We start from the raw sequence: 21,992 nt of genomic DNA, 5'->3' as shown, positions 1-21,992 counted from the left end.
TTCGAAATGATTTAAGATGATAATGAGAATAAATTGAGAATGGATAGTGACATATCCATTTACAACAATAGCATAACAACAGTAATTGGAGGTATCGATATGGCAGGCTCAACACTAGAGATTAAAAATCTTCATGTTGAAATTGAAGGTAACAAGATATTAAAGGGTGTCAACTTGACAATAAAAGGCGGCGAATTCCATGCGGTAATGGGGCCGAACGGAACAGGTAAATCAACCCTGGCTTCTGCGATTATGGGGCATCCAAGCTATGAAATCACAGAAGGCAGTGTCCTGCTTGACGGGAAAGAGGTTCTGGACATGGAAGTGGATGAACGTGCAAAAGCCGGTCTGTTTCTAGGCATGCAGTACCCGAGTGAAATCAGCGGTGTCACAACTTCCGATTTCCTGCGCTCTTCCATTAATGCCCGCCGTGAAGAAGGCGATGAGATTTCGTTGATGAAATTCATCAAAGAGATGGATAATGTGCTGGATTATTTGGATATTGACAAAAATATGGCACAGCGTTATTTGAACGAAGGTTTCTCAGGCGGTGAAAAAAAGCGTAATGAGATTCTGCAATTGATGTTACTGAAGCCGGAGATTGCCATACTGGATGAGATTGACTCCGGACTGGACATTGACGCACTGAAAGTTGTTTCAAAAGGAATCAACAAATTACGTGATGATCAATTCGGCTGTTTGATTATTACGCACTATCAGCGTTTGCTTAACTATATCACACCGGACAACGTTCACGTTATGATGCAAGGCCGTATTGTGAAATCCGGCGGTCCTGAACTTGCCGAGCGCCTTGAATCTGAAGGCTATGACTGGATTAAACAAGAACTTGGCATTGAAGACGAAAACGTCGAGCAAGAAGTCTAAAAAGCTAGGAGGGGTAATATGACTGTAGATACAAAACTACCTTACGATAAAGACTATATCACCCGGTTTTCACACGATAATCATGAACCGGACTGGATGCGTGATTTACGCCTTCAAGCTTTGGAACAAGCTGATTCGTCGGAAATGCCGGAACCCGACAAAACAAACATCACCAAGTGGAATTTCAGCACGTTCAAGCATGATGCAGTTAAAGGCGAAAAAATAGCATCACTGGATAAGCTACCTGAGGATATACAGGATTTTCTTGATAAAGAAGACGCGCAGGAAAATCTTTTGATACAACGAAACCATACAGTAGCATTTGCGTCCTTGAACAAAGAACTTGAAGAAAAAGGTGTTATTTTCACTGATATCTTCACTGCGTTGCGGGATCATGAAGAGCTGGTTAAGCGTTATTATATGAAAGACGCTGTTTCCGTTGATGAACACCGGCTTACTGCATTGCATGCAGCGTTGATGAACGGCGGAGCGTTTGTTTATGTACCTAAGAATGTCCAATTGGAAGAACCGTTGCAGGTCATTTTCTGGCAGGAAGACCCGGAAACGGCCATGTTCAACCATGTGCTGGTCGTAGCTGATGATAACAGTTCATTGACATATGTTGAGAATTATTTCTCCCAAAATCACGAAGAAGAAACGGTAGCCAATATCGTGACCGAAGTGATTGCCCATGCTAATGCGCAGATCTCATTTGGCGGTGTGGATAACTTTGCAGAAGGCACAACGTCATACATCAACCGACGTGGTGTCACATACCGTGATGCACGGATTGAATGGGCATTGGGGCAAATGAACGACGGCAACACGGTCTCTGAAAATGTGACCCATTTGGTTGGAGAAAATTCAGGTTCCCATGCCAAAACGGTTTCAGTCGGCCGGGGTAAACAATCCCAAAACTTCACATCAAAAATTGTTCATTTTGGTAAATTTACCGAGGGACACATTCTGCAGCATGGTGTTATGAAGGATAAAGCCCGCTCCATCTTTAATGGCATAGGCAAGATTGAACATGGCGGTTCAAAATCGAATGCAGAGCAAGAATCACGCGTCCTGATGTTAAGTAAAGATGCACGCGGTGACGCCAATCCGATTCTGTTGATTGATGAGGACGATGTTGAAGCAGGCCACGCGGCATCAGTCGGTCGTGTTGATCCGATTCAGCTGTATTATCTGATGAGCCGGGGGATAAGCCGTCATGAAGCAGAGCGCTTGGTTATTCACGGGTTTCTTGCCCCTGTTGTCAATCAGCTTCCGATTGAATCCGTCAAAACGCAGTTGAGGCAGGTTATTGAAAGGAAGGTATACTGATGGATGTTAACGCCATACGGGAGCAGTTTCCAATTCTGCACCAGGAAGTGAACGGGCACCCTTTGGTATATCTCGATTCATCTGCAACATCACAAAAGCCGCGTCCTGTAATCGAAGCGGTCGATGCTTATTACAGGGAAGACAACTCCAATGTGCATCGCGGTGTCCATACATTGGGATCAAGGGCAACTGAGAAATATGAAGGTGCTCGTGAAAAAGTACGGAATTTCATTCATGCGAAAAGCACGGCTGAAGTTATTTTTACACGCGGCACGACAACATCGATTAATACAGTAGCTTATAGTTATGCGCGCGCCAACCTGACTGAAGGGGACGAGATTGTGATTACGCCAATGGAACATCACAGCAATCTGATCCCCTGGCAGCAGGCTGCCAAAGCAACAGGGGCAACATTGAAATATGTATCATTACAAAAAGATGGTACGGTTTCACTGGATGCTGTCCGTGAAACGGTAACCGAAAACACGAAGATTGTTGCGATCACGCACGTGTCGAACGTTCTTGGTACTATTAACCCTGTTAAGGAAATAGCTGGAATCGCACATCAAAACGGTGCGGTTATCGTCGTTGACGGAGCGCAGGGAGCGCCTCACATGAATGTGGATGTTCAGGACATGGATTGTGATTTTTATGCTTTTTCCGGGCACAAAATGGGTGCGCCAACCGGTATCGGGGTACTGTATGGCAAGCAACATCTGCTTGAAAACATGGAGCCGTTCGAATTCGGTGGTGAAATGATCGATTTTGTGAATCTATACGATTCTACCTGGAAAGAGCTCCCATGGAAGTTTGAAGGTGGAACACCAATCATTGCAGGTGCTGTCGGAATGGGTGCAGCCATTGACTTTTTGAATGAAATCGGAATGGATAACCTTACAGCGCACGAGCAAAAACTAGTCGACTATACAATGGAAAAACTGCACACAATAGATGGCATCAGCATATACGGTCCGAAAGAGCGCGCAGCACTTGTTACCTTTAACCTGGACGATGTTCATCCGCATGATACTGCGACTGTACTGGATGCAGAAGGGATAGCGATTCGTGCCGGTCATCATTGTGCACAACCGTTGATGAAATGGCTGGATACAGTTGCAACAGCAAGGGCGAGCTTTTATTTATATAACACTGAAGATGATGCCGACCGGCTGGTAGATGGACTTTTGAAAACGAAGGAGTATTTTGGTGATGTCTTTTAACAACCTTGATACACTATATAGACAGGTTATTATGGATCATTATAAAAATCCAAGAAACAAGGGCTCGGTTGAGGGAGACGCGCTAACTGTTGATATGAACAACCCGACATGTGGTGACCGGATTCAGCTGCAATTACAAGTTGAAGGTGGCGTTGTCCAGGATGCCAAGTTCTCCGGCGAAGGCTGCTCCATTAGCATGTCATCCGCATCAATGATGACCCAGGCAGTCAAAGGGAAAAAGCTTGATGACGCATTGAATATGTCGAAAGCCTTCTCTGATATGATGCTTGGTGAGGATGTGGATACAGAGGAAATGGATATGGGCGATGTTGAGGCATTACAGGGCGTTTCCCAATTTCCGGCGCGGATTAAATGTGCAACCCTTGCTTGGAAGGCAATGGAAAAAGGTGTTCAGGAGTAGCAGGCAGACATTGGGATCACAGGATAGAAAGAACACTTTAAGAACGACTACTTTAAGGAGGTATATTCATGGCAAAAGAAATGCCAGACTTGGAAGAATACAAATATGGCTTTCATGATAAAGACGTTTCGGTTTTTCGTTCCGGAAAAGGGTTGACACGTGAAGTAGTTGAAGAAATTTCAAGAATGAAAGAAGAGCCCCAGTGGATGCTGGACTATCGCTTGAAAGCATTGGAGAAATTCTATCAAAAACCAATGCCGCAGTGGGGTGGTGACCTTTCTGAACTTGACTTTGACGAGATTGTTTATTATGTAAAACCGTCTGAACGACAGGGTAAATCGTGGGATGAAGTCCCTGATGAAATTAAGCAGACATTTGATAAATTGGGTATCCCGGAAGCTGAGCAGAAATACTTGGCCGGTGTATCCGCACAGTATGAATCAGAAGTTGTTTATCACAGCTTAAAAGAAGACCTTGAGGAACTGGGTATCATTTTCAAGGATACAGACACTGCCCTTAAGGAAAACGAAGAACTGTTCAAAAAATATTTCGGCAAAGTTATCCCGCCATCCGATAATAAGTTTGCAGCATTGAACTCAGCAGTCTGGTCCGGGGGATCATTCATCTATGTTCCAAAAGGTGTTGAAGCAAAGACACCGCTTCAGGCATACTTCCGAATTAACTCGGAAAACATGGGACAATTTGAACGGACACTAATCATTGCTGACGAAGGTTCTTCTGTGCACTATGTGGAGGGTTGTACAGCACCGGTTTATACAACCAACTCACTGCACAGTGCGGTTGTAGAGATTTTCGTTCATAAAGATGCTTACTGCCGTTATACAACTATACAAAACTGGGCCAACAACGTTTATAATCTGGTTACAAAGCGTGCAACAGCAGGTGCAAATGCTACGATGGAATGGATTGACGGAAATATCGGTTCGAAGTTAACGATGAAATACCCATCCATCTGGCTTAAAGGGGAAGGTGCACGCGGCAATACATTGTCCATTGCAATTGCAGGCCGCGGCCAGCATCAGGATGCAGGTGCGAAAATGCACCACTTGGCACCAAACACGTCATCAAGTATCGTGTCCAAATCAATCTCTAAACAAGGCGGTAAAGTTACGTACCGTGGAATTGTTGATTTCGGACGCAAAGCAACCGGTGCTCGTTCGAACATTGAATGTGACACGTTAATCATGGATAACGAGTCAACATCCGATACCATTCCATATAACGAAATCAATAATGACAATATTTCATTGGAGCACGAAGCCAAAGTTTCCAAGGTTTCCGAAGAACAGCTCTTCTATCTGATGAGTAGAGGTCTCGGTGAAGAAGAAGCAACGGAAATGATTGTCATGGGCTTCATTGAGCCATTCACAAAAGAACTCCCAATGGAATATGCAGTCGAAATGAACCGCCTGATCAAAATGGAAATGGAAGGTTCCATCGGCTAATAACCATAACCCTTGTCACAACACCGTTTGTGGCAAGGGTTTTGTTTTTTAAAAAGATAAGAGAAATTATAAAATGTGAGGAGGATATCACAATACCTAATACTCTGGTGTTTTAACCCTCCCCTCGGTAGGGAAGTCCAGGTGATCCAAATCCACATGATAACTTTTAAGTGTTGTATTTTAAATACATTAGCGTTTTTTCATATAAACATGTTGGATATATTGATATAATCTTCAACGATTAAAATATGCTGTTCCAGTATAATGATTTGATCTTTTCTCTTCATGTATCTAGGAAATTATTGGAATATATTATATAATATTTATAACAAAGAAGGGAGGGAAAGCAAGTGAATGAATTTTTAAGTTTTGACAAAATGCTTACACCAACAATTATTAAGATTGTATTCTGGATTGGCATTGTTTTTTCTGTACTTAGCGGGCTCGGAATGATGGTAACTGGCGCTAATTCAGTTGTCGGTGGTGGTTTTCAAGTTATTATGGGTCTTTTGATCATTATTGTGGGACCATTATTAACGAGAGTTTATTGTGAACTATTAATTATTTTTTTTAAAATGCATGAATCACTACAGGAAATTAAAAAATCCTTATCCGATCAGCATAATGTTGAAGAGTAGTTATACTTAATCGACAGATAAGGTTAAAAAAGTGCATGAAGACTTTTGACTTTAATCGTGATTTACAATAAACCATTATCATGTCAATCGAAGTATCTCATAGAGCCCGTTCCGGCGGGTTCTTTTATAACGTCAGAAAGTATAAATTATGGATGACCTTATAAGAAAAGCTTCGGTATTCGCTATAAGACGAGGCGAATGCCGAGCTTTTCTAACATATTCTTTTCACTCCTATAATCGAATTGGCAGCGGAAAAAGAGGCATTAAAAAATTTAAAATATGCCTTTTTGTGCCGCTTTTTCAATTTTATTTTCGATTATAATGGTAAGAAGTGAGTATAAAAATATAAAAAACACCTTGATTCGTGCTAATATAGATGAAGACTATTGGGTTGGAAGTGATATTATTGGTTTACGTTATTTCTGTACTGATCGCTCTGATGGCCGCTTTTATCGGAAGTCTGGTTGGCTTGGGTGGCGGCGTCATATTGATTCCGAGTATGTTATTCTTGCATTACTATTCAGATGCCTTTGCATGGGCAACTCCCCAGGTCATTGTAGGAATTTCGCTGATTACAATGGTATTTACAGCATTTTCATCAGCTGCTGCTTACTATCGGAACAATCGAATAAATATTAGAATTGGTCTGTTGTTTTTAACAGGCAGTATTCCGGGTGGTATAATTGGATCATGGCTGAATCAGTTTATCAATACGGATTATTTTTCATTATATTTTGGGTTGCTCATGATTGCCATGTCATTTTTGTTTCTGATGAAACGAAAAGAGCCGGTTAAGGATAGTTCATCCAGACAAAAGACTCCTTTTCTGTCCATATTTTTGATATCGTTGATTATCGGTATCATATCCGGGTTATTCGGTATTGGCGGTGGTTCAATTATTGTGCCGGCTATGATTCTTCTCTTGGGATTCTCGGTGCATACGGCTGCAGCAACGTCAATGTTTGTCATTTTCTTTATCAGCATTATGAGTGCAGGTACACATATAATTCTGGGCCATGTTGTCTGGGAATATGTCATCTTTTTCATTGCCGGTGCCTGGATTGGTGGAACATTGGGAGCCAAGGTTAACCAGCTTGTCAAAAGCAATATACTTGAATGGATATTGCGTCTGCTGCTGATTATTATAGGGATCAGACTGATTATTGAGGGTTTGCTATAAGAGATTGTTCAAAAAACCTGGTAAAATGTTAAAGATGCATTTCGCAGCTCGAAACCGCAATGCCTCGAACTCCCGGTCTTTTTATCCTCTTTTTTGAACACGCGCTAAAAGGAGTATGTGACATGCAGGAAAAACTTTACTTTTATTATACGAATGACTTACATAGTAATTTTGAAATTTGGCCGCAAGTTGCCGGTTATTTAAAAGGGGCAAAAGAAGAACGTTTGGCAGAAAATCATGCGTGTTGGGTGATTGATATCGGTGACCATGTGGACCGGGTACATCCGATTGCCGAAGCATTCATGGGCAAAGCGAATGTGGAGCTGATGAATCATGCCGGATATGATTTGGTCACAATCGGCAATAATGAAGGCATTACGATGGCACACGATGATCTCCATCATTTATATGATAATGCGGATTTTGAGGTGGTTTGCGCCAATTTGCACAGCTTGACAAGCGCTGAGCCGAATTGGCTGCACTCCACAGTACATATTCAGTCGGATAGCGGGATAAAAATCGGGGTAATCGGTCTGACTGCTCCATTTAATGCCTTCTATGAACTGCTTGACTGGCATATCTCTGCGCCGTTTCAAACACTTGAGGAACACATCAGCAGGCTGAAGGAATCGACGGATATCATTCTCTTAATGTCACATTTAGGTATTAATGAAGATCAGGAAATCGCTCGCCGCTTTGACGATATCGATGTCATTATTGGCGGACATACCCACCATTTGCTGCGCACGGGTGAAATAGTCAATAACACCATTATCACAGCCGCAGGAAAACACTGCGGATTTGCCGGTGAGGTCGTGCTGACATGGGACCATGATCAAAAACAGCTTGTTGATAAGGAAGCAACTGTTCAGGATATGACAGTACTTCCGCGTGATTTGGCAACAGAACAAGCGCTGAATGATTTGACATACAAGGCCGATGCTTTGCTGGAACAGACGGTTATCGAATTAAAAGAACCGATCGATGTGAAATGGTTTCAGCATACCGCAATCATGCAGAAACTGACCGAAACGCTTAAGGAATGGACCAATGCAGATGTGGCTATGCTAAATGGCGGTTTATTGCTTGATCAGATTCCGTCAGGAGAGGTGACACATAAGGCTATTCATCGCATTTGTCCGCACCCGATCAACCCTTGTATGGTGGAGCTGACCGGTGCTGAGTTGACAGAGGTCATTCAGGGATCATTGACAAGGGATTTCACCGAACTGAAGCTAAAAGGTTTCGGGTTTCGGGGAGAAATTCTCGGTAAAATGATTTATGCCGGTATCGATGTTGAGACAGTACTGAGGGAAGATGGAAGTGAATATGTGGAGCGAATTCTGCATCACGACGAGCCGTTGGATCCGGAGCTTTTGTATAAAGTAGCGACGGCTGACACCTTTACGTTCGGGCGTCTGCTTCCTGAAATTGCCGGAGCCGAAGATAAGCATTATTTTCTCCCTGAATTCCTCAGAGATCTCCTAACCGATACACTGCGTCATAAATGGAATGATCATTAGGTTTGTGACATGATGTCCTCTCGCTGCATACCATATCGTGTATATGGAGAGGGAGGCATTGATATATATGATGACAGTGAATCCGTTGGAACTGGAAGGGATGCATTTTACGGCAGTCACAGTGGAACTTCCTAAAACAAATCTGCTGGTCATCTCCAATGAGGTGGGTTACATTATGTGCGGCGCGCTGGATGTTGATCTTTTAAATGACGTCCTGAAAGACAGAAAAGTAATTGCCGGGCGCGCGACAGGTGTTAAAACAATTGATGACCTTCTCAATGCACCACTGCAAAAGGTGACCGATGCGTCTAAAGTGTATGGTTGGGAACCGGGGATGACAGGTAAAGAAGCTTTATTAAAAATAGCATAATGATATTCTAACCTCTTTAAAACAAGCATAAGGTGTTTTAAGGAGGTTTCTTATGCTAAGGAAACGAATGGTATTCCGCAAACGAAAAATATCCAGATCACCGCCTCCCGTGCAACATATTGTTGTGATCACCATGATTGTATTTGCATTAATGGTATTTCTCAGTATCATGATAATCGACAAAGGAATCAAACCTACCCTTATGGATATAGCCCAAACAAAAACGACTGAATTTGCGACACGGGGTATTAATACGGCTGTTCGGTTTGCCGAAAATTATAATTATGATGACTTATTGAATATTACATATGATAATGAAGGTAAAGTCGCAACATACAACTGGAACTCGTCAGTCGTAAGTGAAATCAATCGTGTGGCAACTGACCGGGTCGAGGAATATTTCAGATATATGAATTCGGGTGAACCACCTGATTATGAAAATTCATTATTTGAGCCGGAAGAATTTGAAGATACAACAGAAAATTTGCCTGAAAAAGATCCGACAGTTGTGGAAATCCCACTGGGTCAAGCAACCGGCAACACTATTTTGGCTAATCTGGGCCCCAAGATTCCCGTTAACTTTGAAATTGTCGGGAATGTGCGCACCAATATTGTCCGGGATGATGAGCCGCTTGGATTAAACGGTTCGTGGGTGTCGTTATATGTAGAAGTGGAAGCGGATGTACAAATTGTCGTTCCATTTTCAACAGAGACCAAGACTGTTGCAACAGAAATCTATATTGACGGCGGAGCTCTGATGGGTGATGTACCGGACTTTTACGGTGGCGGTGGAAGCGATGGCCCATCCATTTCGGTGCCAAAAGACTCGATTACAAACGAAAACCAAGAGTAGTGTCTCACTATAAACAGTAATGGAGGATAGGTATAGTACAGCTAAGCTTTGACATAGTAAAAAAGTACCGTTATAATACAATCATAAATATCTGAAAACAGTAAAAAATATAAAGATTATGCTGGCTTCTGATTCTTTGGAAACAGACATAATCAGTAAAGAGGAGGGTATTTAAATGGAAAATCGTTCTCAATGGGGAACACGAGCGGGTTTTATTATGGCTGCGGTAGGTTCTGCGATCGGACTCGGCAATATTTGGCGTTTCCCGACGACAGCGTTTGAAAATGGTGGAGGGGCATTTATGGTTCCCTACCTGATTGCGCTGTTGACAGCAGGAATACCCATTTTAATTATGGAATTTACCATGGGTCACAAATATCGCGGATCATCACCGCTCACATTTAAACGAATGAATAAAAATACGGAGTGGGTCGGTTGGTGGGGGGTACTGGTTGCTTTCGTCATCTCGACCTATTACTCGGTCATTATTGCCTGGGCAATCTCGTATTCAATCTTTTCATTTAATCTGAACTGGGGATCGGATACAGAGGGATTTTTGTTCAGCAACTATTTGGAAACGGCAGCACCCGGTGAATTTGGAGGCTTTGTGCCTAGTGTACTTATACCATTAATTATAGTTTGGCTGGTTGTTTTAGGTGTTCTTTACCAGGGTGTTAAAAAAGGTATCGAAATGGCGAACCGAATATTTATCCCAACGCTGGTAGTTGTTTTTCTTATTATCGTTATCCGGGCAGTGACCCTTCCAGGAGCTTTTGAAGGATTGAACACTTTCTTCACACCTGATTTTGGCGCGCTTGCCGATCCGGATGTCTGGGTGGCGGCATATGGGCAGATATTCTTCAGTATGTCCATCGCGTTTGCCATTATGATCACATATTCGAGCTACCTGCCTAAGAAATCGGATATTACGAATAATGCATTTATTGTAGGTTTCGGCAACTCGAGTTTTGAACTACTTAGCGGTATCGGTGTCTTTTCGGTGCTTGGATTTATGGCAGTGAATCAGGGCGTTGCAGTGGAAGATGTGGTTACCGGCGGTGTTGGCCTTGCATTTGTGGTATTCCCGCAGATTATCAACCAATTTCCGGCACTGAACGAACTGTTCGGCTTTCTGTTTTTCGCATCACTCGTTCTGGCCGGATTGTCATCGCTCATATCAATTATTGAAACGTATGTTGCCGGTTTGTCTGATAAACTGAACATATCCCGCAATAAAGCTGTACTATTTGGCGGTGGCTTTGCATTCATTGTGTCATTGATATTTGCAACTCGGGGCGGTTTGAACTTCCTTGATGCAGCGGACTATTTCATCAACCAATTCGGTGTTGCGGCGCTTGGCCTGGTCGAAGTTGTCATTATCGCCTGGTTCCTGCGCAAGCTTAATGAATTCAAGGCACATGCAAACGACATTTCCGACATAAAAATCAGGTACTGGTGGAATATCAGTCTGATGGTTATCACACCGATTGTTCTTGGTTACAATATGATTATTTTGCTCCGGCAAAACTTATGGAAGCAATTTGAAACGGAAACCGGCAACTATGCAGGCTATCCGGATAGTTTTATCATGTATAGCGGCTGGTTTGTTGCCGGCGGGGCACTAGTGGTAGGCATCATCCTCGCTTTAACGAAATGGAAAGGATCCAAAGGCGATAACGGAGGCGAATCACACAATTCCTGGGAGGCGAAATAAATGACTGGAGGCGCTATTATATTCATGATCATCTCCATGCTGATTATATGGGGAGGATTGGCAGCAAGTATTACAAATGCCGTGAAAAAAGGTGCAGAACGAAAATAATTAAGATACAAAGTAAAAGAGCCTTTGCCAATAGGGTAGAGGCTCTTTTTTGTTTTAAAATGGTTTGCGCTGTTTAAATGTTATCCAACGGGTCTTTTAGTCCGACATTCGCTTCCACCTTTGCAAATATGGATACGGATTGAATGACCACTCACTGTGACCATTGTCCTGGTACAAGCCATAATGCAGATGTGGTGGGAATTTTCCCGATGTGCCGGGCGGCCCGTAACCGGTTGAACCGACCTTGCCAAGCAGATCACCCGGTTTGACAACCTGACCGACTTTAATGTCATCATTATAGCTGCTCATGTGGGCATAATAATGGTAAACATTATTAATATCACGAATGCCAAGCCGCCATCCGCCGTATAAGTTCCAGCCTTTCAATTCAATCACGCCGTATGTTGTGGATTTGACCGGCGTGCCATAATCCGCGAATATGTCTGAACCTTCGTGTATCCTTAACCCTCCAAATCCACGGCGATCACCATAGTTATTGTTAACACTATAATTATAATTTGTATCAACTGGAAAATCCCTGTCGGTCAGATCCAGCCGGTCAAATTTTTTGAAAACGTCGGCCGTATTCATGATCGTCTGTACAGTCAAATCACGCTGATAATAATTCCAAAGCGCAATTTTTACTTCGTCACGGGAAGAACCATATTCCAGCAGAATCGATGCCATCGTATACAGCACATCTTCCGGATTTTTCGGATCGGCTTTATTGTCATCATTTCCATCTTTGCCTTTCCCCTGAAACAAGCCGATAATGCTTTCCTTTTTTATCATCGAACTGTTTCCTATCCCATACCATAGTTCATCGGGGATTGAAATGGATACAAGCTGATCGTCCTTATCTTCATCTGAGCTGTTCCGTTCATACTGGTCAATCGCAGCAATATAATACCAGGGAACCTGCGTGACAGTCTCTGTTTTTTTGTATAAAGCCATTCGTTTCTCATGCAGATCCTGTTTCTTTTCTTCTGCCTGCGCTGGATTCAGAGCGGCAGCGAAAAAGATTAAAACTGCCAGCATAAAGGACATTTTTTTAAAAATTGAGCTCACCACCTTCGTAAACAGACAGGACTAGCGAAGAAACGTCTGTTAGTTGATTATTCTTCCGCTCCTTGTGAAGAATGTTCCATTTGTTCAATAATCTGGTTGATGGTATTGTCATATTTGTTATCCTCAATGCTGGAATTGTGCAGGCTTTGGATATCGCCTATCAGAGCCGCATTGTCTGAAACATAAACATCAAAATAACCCGGCAGGATTGAGACCGCTGTCTTATTAGCGATATCAGCAGCTTTGTCTTTATCCAGTGCATCTTCCTTATCATATGCAATGAGAGTTTTATTATCGGTAACAAGTGTTGCCGCTTCAGCAAATCCGTCATTCCGCAAAATGATTCGTGTGATCATGTTGGCAAGCGCAGTTCGATCGATATTGACACCGTGCTGTTTTTCAGTTTCATTTTCAACCTGCTCTTTTGTGTATCGCACATAGCCAAGTTTGTTGTCACCGGATGGGTTGGATGGCGTTGTTTCCCGCTCCGGATCTAATTCCTCAACCATCTGATCACGTTCTTCAGCCTGACGGCGCTCATCATCTGCAGCATTGTCCGCTCCGCCGCATGCTGCCAGCATGATACTTACGACGAATAAAAATAAGAGAAGTAAGTTCCTTTTCATGATAGTCCTCCTGTTGCTTGAAAAAATTTGTTTAACTTAGTTTGCTGTATCCGGTAAATTTCATACAGTAAATTTCCCAAAAATATTGGTTGAACAGCGCCAGGTTATGATAAACTGAGGTTACGCAAATGGGGTGAATTTTGTGATTGAGTTACAAGGAAAGACATATGAAATCATTGAAAATGAAAAAGACGGTTTTCATGAAGAACATTTAAAAGAACGCTTTTCCGACATTTTGTCAAAATATGATTTTGTTGTCGGTGACTGGGGCTATGATCAGCTACGACTCAAAGGTTTTTATGATGATCAGAACCCCAAAGCCGGCTTTGATACAAAAATAAGCACACTGGATGACTATCTTTACGAGTATTGCAACTTCGGCTGTGCCTATTTCATCATCAAAAAAGTGGATAAATAAGAGCAGCAGCCCGTAGGCTTGCTGCTCTTATTTATAACCTCAGAAACGATAAATTATGGATGACCTTATAAGAAAATCTTCGGCACTCGCTATAAGACGAGGGTAGGCCTGAGTTTTTCTAATCATCCGGATCTTCTTCGCCCGGTTCATCATGAATCGGGTGGGCACCGGGGGTTTGTCTAGGCAAATCGTCATGAAGTTCCTTATCCGGGTAAACAAACGCACTTTTCCGTTTCTGCCCTTCTTTCCACGGTGTCGATTTACTGCCCTCCAGCTCTCCATCGTTTATTCCTGAACCAAATGGCCCCTCTGGAAATTCTTCAGGGACCAGATTTTGCTGATTCCGGACATTCGAAAAATCACTGTATTGTTTTTTACCTCTTTTGGCCATTGGTATCACCCTTTCTAATCGTTATTTTTCCCTTTATGAAGCAATTATTTGTACCAGTTATTGTCAATATTAGACTGAATTCAGACTAATTGGTAATTGTTGCTAAAAATAAGTCTTATTACCTATAAAATAAAATAACACATACGTTATAACCCCGTTAAATGATTCTTATTACCTAATTTAACTGGTTTATTAAAGCAATTAACCGGCTTCAGGAATATTATGTCTAGTTCTTTCTGATCATTATGATTAAGGCGGTTTTTGTCATAGGATTGACATATTTATGTTTTTTGTCATTATAGTTTTAGGTAACTATTGATATAAGTATTCATTGGATAGAGAAAGAGGGTTTGCGGTAAATGCTAGAATCGAAGCGGAGAGCAATTATATTTTTCTTATTGGCCATATTATTGGCTGCAGTGTCCGGTTTTCTTGTATTAAAGAAAGTTCAGGCAATTAATACCGATCTTGGGACATTCGTAACCATTTACACGGCAGACAATGAAATTTCATCAAGGAAAGTCATAACACCTGATGATGTATCAACAGATGAAATACCTCAGCAGTACCTTCGTGATGAGCACATAACAGATGTTGAGGAGCTGATGAACAAAGTTTCCGTTGTACCGTTATCACCCGGGGATGTTATAACTGATAACATTTTGAAAGAAGCTTCTGCAGTAACGGAGGCCAACAATCGGCTAGTATCAGTGTTTAAATCAGAGAAGGTGTCGTTTGATGAGGAAATGACGGCGTTGGATCGTGCTGATATCATTGTTTCCCATAGTTTCGATGATGAGCCGGTTACGGAAGTGTTTATGGAGGATGTGAAGGTTGCCAGAACAGCTTCCAATGGGGATGGAGACTTTGCAGGGGTACAGCTGGAAATTCCGTATGAAAATGTTTCAAAGTTAATACATATGCAGAATTATGCAGACAGTTTACGACTTGTCAAAGCAAATGTGGCCGAATCAGAGCAACAGGAAGAGGAGTCGGAGGAGAGCAATCAGACCGAGAGCACCGAAAATGCCCCGAATGCCGACAGTGATTCAAAAGATGGAAAAGAAAAATCCGATAAATCGGACGATGATAACAAAGATAAGAACAAAGATAACGATAATAATAAAGATGATTAAAATTCATAGATATGTTGTTGGAGGAACCGTATGAGTAAAGTAAACGATATATATGTTATAGGGGAAAATGAAGAACTGGCGGCAGTAGTAGAGCAACAAATAAACGAATCCTTTCAGCTTAATTTTCTGACTGTAGCAGACTTGAGAAAGACAGACGCACAATTGATTCTGATTATAAATAATGGAGAGACTGCCATAGAAGATGCGCAAATAGCATTATCTGAACATCCTCATTCATCGATTGTTTGTCTGAGTGATGAAGAAAATTTCAGTTTGCTCAGAAGTCTTAATCAGCTCGGTATCACTGATTTTTATGTACTTCCGGGTGAAGAGCTGATTTTCAAGGAACGCCTAGAAATCATGGCTGCAGAAGTTGGTATGCAAAATGAAACAGAATCCGAAAAAGTTTTTAAACGCGGGGGTGGACAGATATTCGCTTTTTATAGCGGGGGCGGGGGCACAGGAAAATCGCTGATCAGCACAACTTTTGCACAAACATTGAAACTGGAATCAACCGCAAAAGTTCTATTTATAGATTTGAATTTGCACTATGGAGGCGCTGAGACATTTCTGGGAATTGACAGCAGCCGATCAATCATTGATCTTCTACCCGTTATGGAGGAACTGGGTGAACACCATATCCGGAATGTATCCGAAAAGGAAAAGCATTCGGATTTGAATATGCTTGTAAGTCCCAGAGATGCTGAACTGGCCGAGAAAGTAACGGAAGATTTCATTGTAAAGCTGTTGCGTGCCAGTAAGCGCCACTATGATTTTATTATCGTCGATTTACCGGTGTTGATGGATGAACGGACAATGGCAGTTTTGGAAGAGGCTAACCGTATTTATTATTTGATGAATCTTGATACAGTAGCCATCCGCGTGTTGAAGAATGTAGAAAACTTGTTTCAGCGCTTAGGTGTCATCACACAGGATCGGCTTGAGTTCGTCATAAATTTTAAAGGCAAAGACAATGAACTGACCAAAAAAGATCTGGAGCGCTTTTCAACTTATCCGGTAACGTCGGAAATCAGGAAGGATATTAAAAATGTTCAGGCATACATTAATCAGGGTGAACCATTAAGAAAAACACCTCAGGAAAAGAAACTCCCTCCATTTTCCAAGGATGTACACAAATGGGTTCATTCAATGCTGAAATAATGATCAGATGGTGGTGGTATCGTGTCTCTTTTTCAAAGAAATACAAAAGCGCAGCCTGACAATAATGACATAGATACTGGAGTTGTGTCCAATTTCGGCTACCTGGATGAGCTGGTGGAGCATTATAAATCTAGACTGTTGACTGAAGTTAACCTGGATCAGATAACCAGCCTTGGTGACTCAGATAAACGTTTGAAGATTGAACGTTTCATCAATCAGTTTATGTCAGAGGAAAAAGTGGTTATTCCAAGACAGGACAAAGAACGTATGCTGAGCATGCTTATTGATGAAAGTGTCGGCTTTGGACCGCTGGAGCCGCTGCTGAAAGATGATTCAATCACGGAGATACTTGTCAACAACCCGAAAGAGGTCTTCGTCGAAAAGAGTGGGCGTCTTGAAAGGGTAAATGTTTCGTTTAAAGACGAAGCACATGTCAGGCATATCGTTGACAGGGTCGTTGCACCGCTTGGAAGAAGAATTGATGAAAGTTCTCCGATGGTTGATGCTAGATTGCCCGATGGAAGCCGTGTCAACGCTGTTATCGAGCCAATTAGTCTTGGCGGAACACTTCTGTCAATCCGGAAGTTCCGAAAGACACCATTCATAATGGATGACTTACAGGAACTTGGCACATTCACAAATGATATGTCAAGGTTTATGCAAGCATTGGTACAAACGAAATTAAGCCTGCTTATCTCCGGTGGTACCGGGAGTGGTAAAACTACTCTGCTGAATGCACTGGGTAAATCAATACCCAATGGTGAACGCGTTGTCACCATTGAGGATTCTGCTGAACTGAAGTTTGACCGGCCGAATGTCGTTGGTATGGAAGCGCGGCCTCCAAACGTGGAAGGCAGCGGTGAAGTAACCATCAGGAATTTAGTGAAAAACTCGCTTCGTATGCGTCCTGATCGGATCATAGTCGGGGAAGTTCGTGGAGCCGAGGCTTTCGATATGCTACAGGCCATGAACACTGGTCACGAGGGTTCGCTGACAACGGTTCACGCTAACACCCCGTTTGATGCGATCAATCGTGTTGAGGGAATGGTTGTCATGGCCGGAATGGATTTACCGACGCACGTTATCCGTGATTATATTGCCGGTGCACTTGATTACATTGTGCAAGTCCAGCGTTTAACAGATGGAACACGAAAAATCACAAATGTATCAGAAGTTGAAAAGACAAAAGATAATCAGATTGAGGTAAGGGATATATTCCGTTTCCAACGTACAGGTGTTGACGGAGAAGGCAATGTTCGGGGACACTTTACGCCAACAGGCATCATTCCAAAATGTTTACCCCATATGGACGTATTTGGTATACATTTTGATAAGGATTTGTTTATGCCACAAGAGGAGGGCAACTATGGAACTGACAGTGTCTATTCTTTATAGTTTAGGTGTTTTGTCTTTTCTCTTATGTGTCTATTTTTTCCTTGGATACAGAGCACAGAAGAAAGAATGGAAACAGAAGGTGAAAGAATGGTTCCCTGAGGAAGAAAGAAAAAGTTTCATCAGTACGTGGGGAGACAGGTTTGATGAGAAAGAATCTGCAGAGAAGTTAAGGATTAAGTTACATAATGCAAATCTCAAATTATTGCCTTCTGAATATCTTGGGATTTTAATTGTTGGTTATCTTGTGTTGTTCGTCATGTTTTATTCTGTTTTTGGAATGCCATTAACATTGAGTATGATTTTACCGATAGTGCTGCTATTTGTATCTAACTATCTATTATTCTATTTTCGAAAAAACAGCTATGAGTTACGTTTTAATGAGCAATTAAGTGAAATCTGCAGAATCCTGGGTAATGCGGCAAGATCGGGATTAACGATTAATCAGGGTATCGATATAGTTGCCCGTGAAGTTTCTACCCCTGCCAAAGATGAATTTAAACGAATTTCAAATGAATTGAAACTGGGGGTTAATTTGGAAACGGCCTTCCGGGCGGTACAAAAACGGAATAAATCACGCGATTTCAATTTGTTTATTGCAACGCTTCTCATTCAGAAACAAACAGGCGGGAATTTGGCACTCACACTGGATACGATGGCTAATACATTTGAGGACAGGAAAGTACTAAACCAGGTCATTAAAACGATGACATCTGAAGAAAAGTATATTTCATTCATTGTACCTGCGTTACCAGTTTTTTTGCTGCTTGTTATGAATAATGTCATTGATGGGTTTATTGATCCGTTATGGTCAGGATTTGGATTGGTTATATTGGTTGTATTTGTGGCAGCTATTGTATTATCGTTTTTTCTCATTCGTAAAATTACAAATATAAAGGTGTAGCTTATGGATGCATTAATCATTTTATCGATTATCGCTTTTTGGTTTTGTATATTATTATTCCTGAAACATTTTTGGTCTTTTTTAAGTGACAAGCGTTATGTTCTCGGGCGCGTTTCAGAAGTTACCCATGTTGATCCATTTGAAAAGAAGGAAAAAAAGAAAAGCAGACGTGCTCAAATATTCAGCCGCGTCACAAAGTATGCGGATGACTTTACCGACCTGGGTCAGCGGATAAACTTTTTCAGTGAAAACCACATGGTGGAGGAGTGGCTCAGAAAATCAGGAAATCCGTTGAAACTAACAGTGTCCCGATTTCAGGGTTTGAAAATATTTTTATTGATAGTTGGTTTTTTCACCGGAATACTGACGATTATTATGGGGCTTCCATTCTCGCAGTATATGCTTGTATTCAACCCGATTGTGGGTTATTTCATACCGATTGTATTGATCAGAAGGGAGGTAAAGAAAAGACAGCAGCAAATCAGAGCAGAATTACCCGATTTTATGGACACTGTCAGTACCAGCCTTCAAGCTGGGGTGAGTCTTGATAACGCATTAAGGGAGGTGATTCGATATTTCGATGGCCCCATCCGTGAGGAGTTTTCACGTTTCAATCAGGAAATTGACCTTGGAGTTCCCCGTGAAAAAGCCTATCGTGAACTTCTGAAGCGGAATGATAATGAAGAATTCCAGTCACTGATTAAAGCACTGATACAAGGGATGGATCTCGGAATACCGATAGCGAAAACATTTCAGATTCAAGCTGAAGAGCTGCGGGAGATACGTCAGGAACAAGTGAAGGAGTTGGCGGCAAAAGCATCGCCAAAGGTTACATTGGTTACAACGTTTTTGATTGCACCCGTGTCGATATTGATGATTGCCGGGTTGATGATCATGAATATGCTGATGGGTGAAAACAGTATCTTTAATTTATTTTAAAATGGAGGAATGAAAAGTGAAATTTATGAATGGAATTTATGCAAAGACTTTAAATAAGTTTGCAGAGTTCAAGCGCGATGAAAGAGGTTCGCAGACTTTGGAATGGATTGGAATTGCGGCTGTTATTGTAATCCTTGTTGGAGTTGTTTCAAAAGCGTTTAGTGGCGGTGAATTTGGCCAAACACTAGTGAAAAAATTTGAAGAATTAATTGAGGATATCGGAAGCGGAGGCTGAGAATAAATTATACTTAATCTTTAATATAGAATGTAAAATAGGAGACTATTTATGAAAAGCAAATCCTTCTGGGTTTTTATGTTAGTATTATCTGTATTTTTAGTTGCTTGTACTGAAAGTGAAGATGAATCAGCACAACCTGAAGGAAATACTGAACATAACACTGAAGAAATTAATAATGATACAGACAATGACACTAATGAAAACGAATCAGATAAGGAAAATAACGGCAGTGTTAAAGTTTTAGAAAACGTAGCCGAAATACCACAGGTTACAAATGGATTTATCCAGCAGCAAAAAGGACCTTATGCGGGAGTTGACGTCCGGGATGATCACTTAGAAGATGACGTAATGGAAGATGTCCAACAACTGGAGCCCCTTCCTGAAAATGCTAGTGAAGAAGAATTAAATCGTTATTTTGATTACCTTTATTCATTAGTTGCCGAGGATTTTCCTGATCCCCAGGATACCATCAAAAAATGGGAGTTCGGGTCCTTTGGAAACCCTGATCTTCCAGACTCGCGATATCACTTTAAAGAAAACTATAATGTAGAAGTATTGCTTGATGCGAGCGGAAGTATGGGCACTTATATTGGAGAGAAAACGATGATGCAGATTGCGAAAGAATCCATTAACGATTTTATGAAGCAAGTACCAGAGGAAGCAAATGTCTCGTTTCGGGTTTATGGACATAAAGGGACCGGCTCCGATAGTGATAAAAAAATGTCCTGTGAAGCAATTGAACAAGTTTATGGCTATGCGCCATATAAGGAGGATGAATTTCAGAAAGAATTGGACAAAATAGAACCGGCTGGCTGGACACCACTTTCTGATGCACTGAAAAAGGCAAAGGATTCTCTTTCAGAATTTGATGCTGAGAATAATACTAACCTGATTTATGTTGTCAGCGACGGGGTGGAAACCTGTGGTGGTGACCCTGTGAAAGTCGCCGAATCACTTTCAGATTCGAATGCTCAACCTATCATGAATATAATCGGCTTCAATATAGGCTCCGATGCTCAGAAGCAGTTAAAAGAAATGGCTGATGCATCAGGTGGTGTCTTTGCAACAGCTAACAATCAGGATGAGTTGGAAGAAGAGTTTAATCGGGCAGAAGAGGTGTTAGAAGCATGGGAAGATTGGAAAGACGATGCACTTAGGGATTTAGATCATACTAGGGTTGAGAACAGCTTTGATATCACGAGTGTATCAAATGAGTGGGGACTAAAAAACACAGAACAGTATAATAATTTATCACGTTTAACCCGGATATTTGAGGATGAAGGCATTATCAATAGAGAACAAAGAAAAGAATTCTATTCAAAACGTAATGATGTGAGAGACTCTATTGATGAAGCTCAGGAAGAAGTTGTGTCAGAACTTGAAAACATTAGTGCTACAAATATTGAAGAAACGAAAAAGTCCATCAAAGAAAAATATGATAATCAAACCGAGAATTAATAATCAGTTATAACGCGGTCTGAAGAAGGTGATGAAAATTGCCAAATGGTTAAGGAAAAGTCTGTTACTGTCTGCCGTATTATTCATAGCTTTCTTTCCGGTAATAACCCCTACAGTTTATGCCGTTAGTTCTTGGACCGGGGACACATGGGAAGGTAATGCATGGGAGGGCGACACCTGGAATGGGAATCCATGGGATGGATCCAATCTGGAATGGCAAGGTGAAACGTGGCAGGGTGACAGTTGGCAAGGTGAAGGAACTGAATCCCCTCCTGCAAGTGACTGGTCCAGCATCCCATGGTATATGGAAGGTTGGCAATCTGAGGGCTGGTCTGCTGATGGTTTCAGTGGAGATCCTTGGTCTCAGCCAGGATTCAACGGCGACGGAACAAATGGCCAGGGAACAAACGGAAATAGCACAAATGGCAACGGAACAAATGGCCAGGGAACAAACGGAAATAGCACAAACGGCGACGGAACAAATGGCCAGGGAACAAACGGAAATAGCACAAACGGCGACGGAACAAATGGCCAGGGAACAAACGGAAATAGCA

24 protein-coding genes are annotated in these 21,992 nt (G+C 41.8%); 21 read left to right on the top strand and 3 right to left on the bottom strand.

Going from position 1 to position 21,992, the window contains the following annotated elements; all coding sequences use genetic code 11:
• Positions 1-99 precede the first annotated feature (99 nt).
• The 12 genes from sufC (at position 100) to IEW67_RS05480 (ending at position 11,707) form a co-directional block, all read left to right on the top strand.
• Positions 100-885 (top strand): Fe-S cluster assembly ATPase SufC, encoded by a 786-nt coding sequence (gene sufC / locus IEW67_RS05535; RefSeq protein ID WP_188632071.1) that lies wholly within the window; start codon positions 100-102, stop codon positions 883-885.
• 18 nt (positions 886-903) lie between these two features.
• Entirely contained in the window at positions 904-2,214 is a 1,311-nt protein-coding gene (sufD, locus tag IEW67_RS05530) for a Fe-S cluster assembly protein SufD (protein WP_188632070.1), read from the top strand.
• Positions 2,214-3,434: a cysteine desulfurase gene (locus tag IEW67_RS05525; protein WP_188632069.1), complete on the top strand. Its 1,221-nt coding sequence runs from the start codon at positions 2,214-2,216 to the stop codon at positions 3,432-3,434. The genes sufD and IEW67_RS05525 overlap by 1 nt, the downstream gene beginning before the upstream one ends.
• Entirely contained in the window at positions 3,424-3,855 is a 432-nt protein-coding gene (sufU, locus tag IEW67_RS05520) for a Fe-S cluster assembly sulfur transfer protein SufU (protein WP_188632068.1), read from the top strand. Before IEW67_RS05525 ends, sufU begins: the two co-directional genes overlap by 11 nt.
• Positions 3,856-3,923: 68 nt before the next feature.
• Complete coding sequence (gene sufB, locus IEW67_RS05515; protein ID WP_188632067.1) at positions 3,924-5,321, top strand: Fe-S cluster assembly protein SufB; 1,398 nt, start codon at positions 3,924-3,926, stop codon at positions 5,319-5,321.
• A 350-nt stretch (positions 5,322-5,671) separates the two neighbouring features.
• Positions 5,672-5,959 carry a DUF4282 domain-containing protein gene (locus IEW67_RS05510; RefSeq protein ID WP_188632066.1) on the top strand — a complete coding sequence of 96 codons (288 nt, stop codon included), beginning with the start codon at positions 5,672-5,674 and terminating at the stop codon, positions 5,957-5,959.
• Positions 5,960-6,356: 397 nt separating this feature from the next.
• Positions 6,357-7,139, top strand: coding sequence for a sulfite exporter TauE/SafE family protein (locus IEW67_RS05505; protein WP_308430710.1), 783 nt, complete (start codon positions 6,357-6,359; stop codon positions 7,137-7,139).
• Positions 7,140-7,261: 122 nt separating this feature from the next.
• The gene (locus IEW67_RS05500; protein ID WP_188632064.1) at positions 7,262-8,662 is read left to right on the top strand and encodes a bifunctional metallophosphatase/5'-nucleotidase; all 1,401 of its coding nucleotides are present in this window, start codon (positions 7,262-7,264) and stop codon (positions 8,660-8,662) included.
• Between the two features lie 67 nt (positions 8,663-8,729).
• Positions 8,730-9,032 (top strand): YunC family protein, encoded by a 303-nt coding sequence (locus tag IEW67_RS05495; protein ID WP_188632063.1) that lies wholly within the window; start codon positions 8,730-8,732, stop codon positions 9,030-9,032.
• A 52-nt stretch (positions 9,033-9,084) separates the two neighbouring features.
• Complete coding sequence (yunB, locus tag IEW67_RS05490) at positions 9,085-9,885, top strand: sporulation protein YunB (RefSeq protein ID WP_188632062.1); 801 nt, start codon at positions 9,085-9,087, stop codon at positions 9,883-9,885.
• Between the two features lie 175 nt (positions 9,886-10,060).
• Positions 10,061-11,599: a sodium-dependent transporter gene (locus IEW67_RS05485; protein ID WP_188632061.1), complete on the top strand. Its 1,539-nt coding sequence runs from the start codon at positions 10,061-10,063 to the stop codon at positions 11,597-11,599.
• A complete protein-coding gene (locus tag IEW67_RS05480; RefSeq protein ID WP_188632060.1) occupies positions 11,600-11,707 on the top strand; it encodes a methionine/alanine import family NSS transporter small subunit in 108 nt (35 codons plus the stop codon).
• Between the two features lie 96 nt (positions 11,708-11,803).
• On the opposite strand, the gene IEW67_RS05475 is transcribed toward IEW67_RS05480, so the two are convergent.
• Together IEW67_RS05475 and IEW67_RS05470 are read right to left on the bottom strand one after the other, a co-directional pair.
• Entirely contained in the window at positions 11,804-12,745 is a 942-nt protein-coding gene (locus IEW67_RS05475) for a M23 family metallopeptidase (protein WP_308430709.1), read from the bottom strand.
• A 77-nt stretch (positions 12,746-12,822) separates the two neighbouring features.
• Positions 12,823-13,401, bottom strand: coding sequence for a YhcN/YlaJ family sporulation lipoprotein (locus IEW67_RS05470; RefSeq protein WP_188632059.1), 579 nt, complete (start codon positions 13,399-13,401; stop codon positions 12,823-12,825).
• Positions 13,402-13,543: 142 nt separating this feature from the next.
• On the opposite strand from IEW67_RS05470, the gene IEW67_RS05465 reads away from it, so the two are divergent.
• The gene (locus tag IEW67_RS05465) at positions 13,544-13,819 is read left to right on the top strand and encodes a YutD family protein (RefSeq protein WP_188632058.1); all 276 of its coding nucleotides are present in this window, start codon (positions 13,544-13,546) and stop codon (positions 13,817-13,819) included.
• 118 nt (positions 13,820-13,937) lie between these two features.
• On the opposite strand, the gene IEW67_RS05460 is transcribed toward IEW67_RS05465, so the two are convergent.
• Complete coding sequence (locus IEW67_RS05460; protein WP_188632057.1) at positions 13,938-14,210, bottom strand: hypothetical protein; 273 nt, start codon at positions 14,208-14,210, stop codon at positions 13,938-13,940.
• A gap of 359 nt (positions 14,211-14,569) precedes the next feature.
• Here IEW67_RS05460 and IEW67_RS05455 point away from each other — a divergent pair, with 359 nt between their 5' ends.
• The 8 genes from IEW67_RS05455 to IEW67_RS05420 all read left to right on the top strand — a co-directional run.
• Positions 14,570-15,346, top strand: coding sequence for a flagella basal body P-ring formation protein FlgA (locus tag IEW67_RS05455; protein ID WP_188632056.1), 777 nt, complete (start codon positions 14,570-14,572; stop codon positions 15,344-15,346).
• A 30-nt stretch (positions 15,347-15,376) separates the two neighbouring features.
• Positions 15,377-16,507: a CpaE/TadZ family protein gene (locus tag IEW67_RS05450; RefSeq protein WP_188632055.1), complete on the top strand. Its 1,131-nt coding sequence runs from the start codon at positions 15,377-15,379 to the stop codon at positions 16,505-16,507.
• A 21-nt stretch (positions 16,508-16,528) separates the two neighbouring features.
• Positions 16,529-17,902 carry a TadA family conjugal transfer-associated ATPase gene (locus IEW67_RS05445; RefSeq protein ID WP_188632054.1) on the top strand — a complete coding sequence of 458 codons (1,374 nt, stop codon included), beginning with the start codon at positions 16,529-16,531 and terminating at the stop codon, positions 17,900-17,902.
• Entirely contained in the window at positions 17,874-18,803 is a 930-nt protein-coding gene (locus IEW67_RS05440) for a type II secretion system F family protein (RefSeq protein WP_188632053.1), read from the top strand. The genes IEW67_RS05445 and IEW67_RS05440 overlap by 29 nt, the downstream gene beginning before the upstream one ends.
• Positions 18,804-18,806: 3 nt before the next feature.
• Complete coding sequence (locus tag IEW67_RS05435; protein ID WP_188632052.1) at positions 18,807-19,742, top strand: type II secretion system F family protein; 936 nt, start codon at positions 18,807-18,809, stop codon at positions 19,740-19,742.
• Positions 19,743-19,767: 25 nt separating this feature from the next.
• The gene (locus IEW67_RS05430) at positions 19,768-19,977 is read left to right on the top strand and encodes a Flp family type IVb pilin (protein WP_229671682.1); all 210 of its coding nucleotides are present in this window, start codon (positions 19,768-19,770) and stop codon (positions 19,975-19,977) included.
• A gap of 51 nt (positions 19,978-20,028) precedes the next feature.
• The gene (locus IEW67_RS05425; RefSeq protein WP_188632050.1) at positions 20,029-21,438 is read left to right on the top strand and encodes a VWA domain-containing protein; all 1,410 of its coding nucleotides are present in this window, start codon (positions 20,029-20,031) and stop codon (positions 21,436-21,438) included.
• 182 nt (positions 21,439-21,620) lie between these two features.
• Positions 21,621-21,992, top strand: a 372-nt coding sequence (locus IEW67_RS05420) for a hypothetical protein (RefSeq protein WP_188632049.1), incomplete at its 3' end; no start/stop codon positions are given.

This window comes from Lentibacillus kapialis (genome assembly GCF_014646635.1).
GTDB classification, from domain to species: Bacteria; Bacillota; Bacilli; order Bacillales; family Amphibacillaceae; genus Lentibacillus; species Lentibacillus kapialis.
Note: the sequence above shows the minus strand (reverse complement) of the source record. Positions and strands in the feature narration are given on the sequence as shown.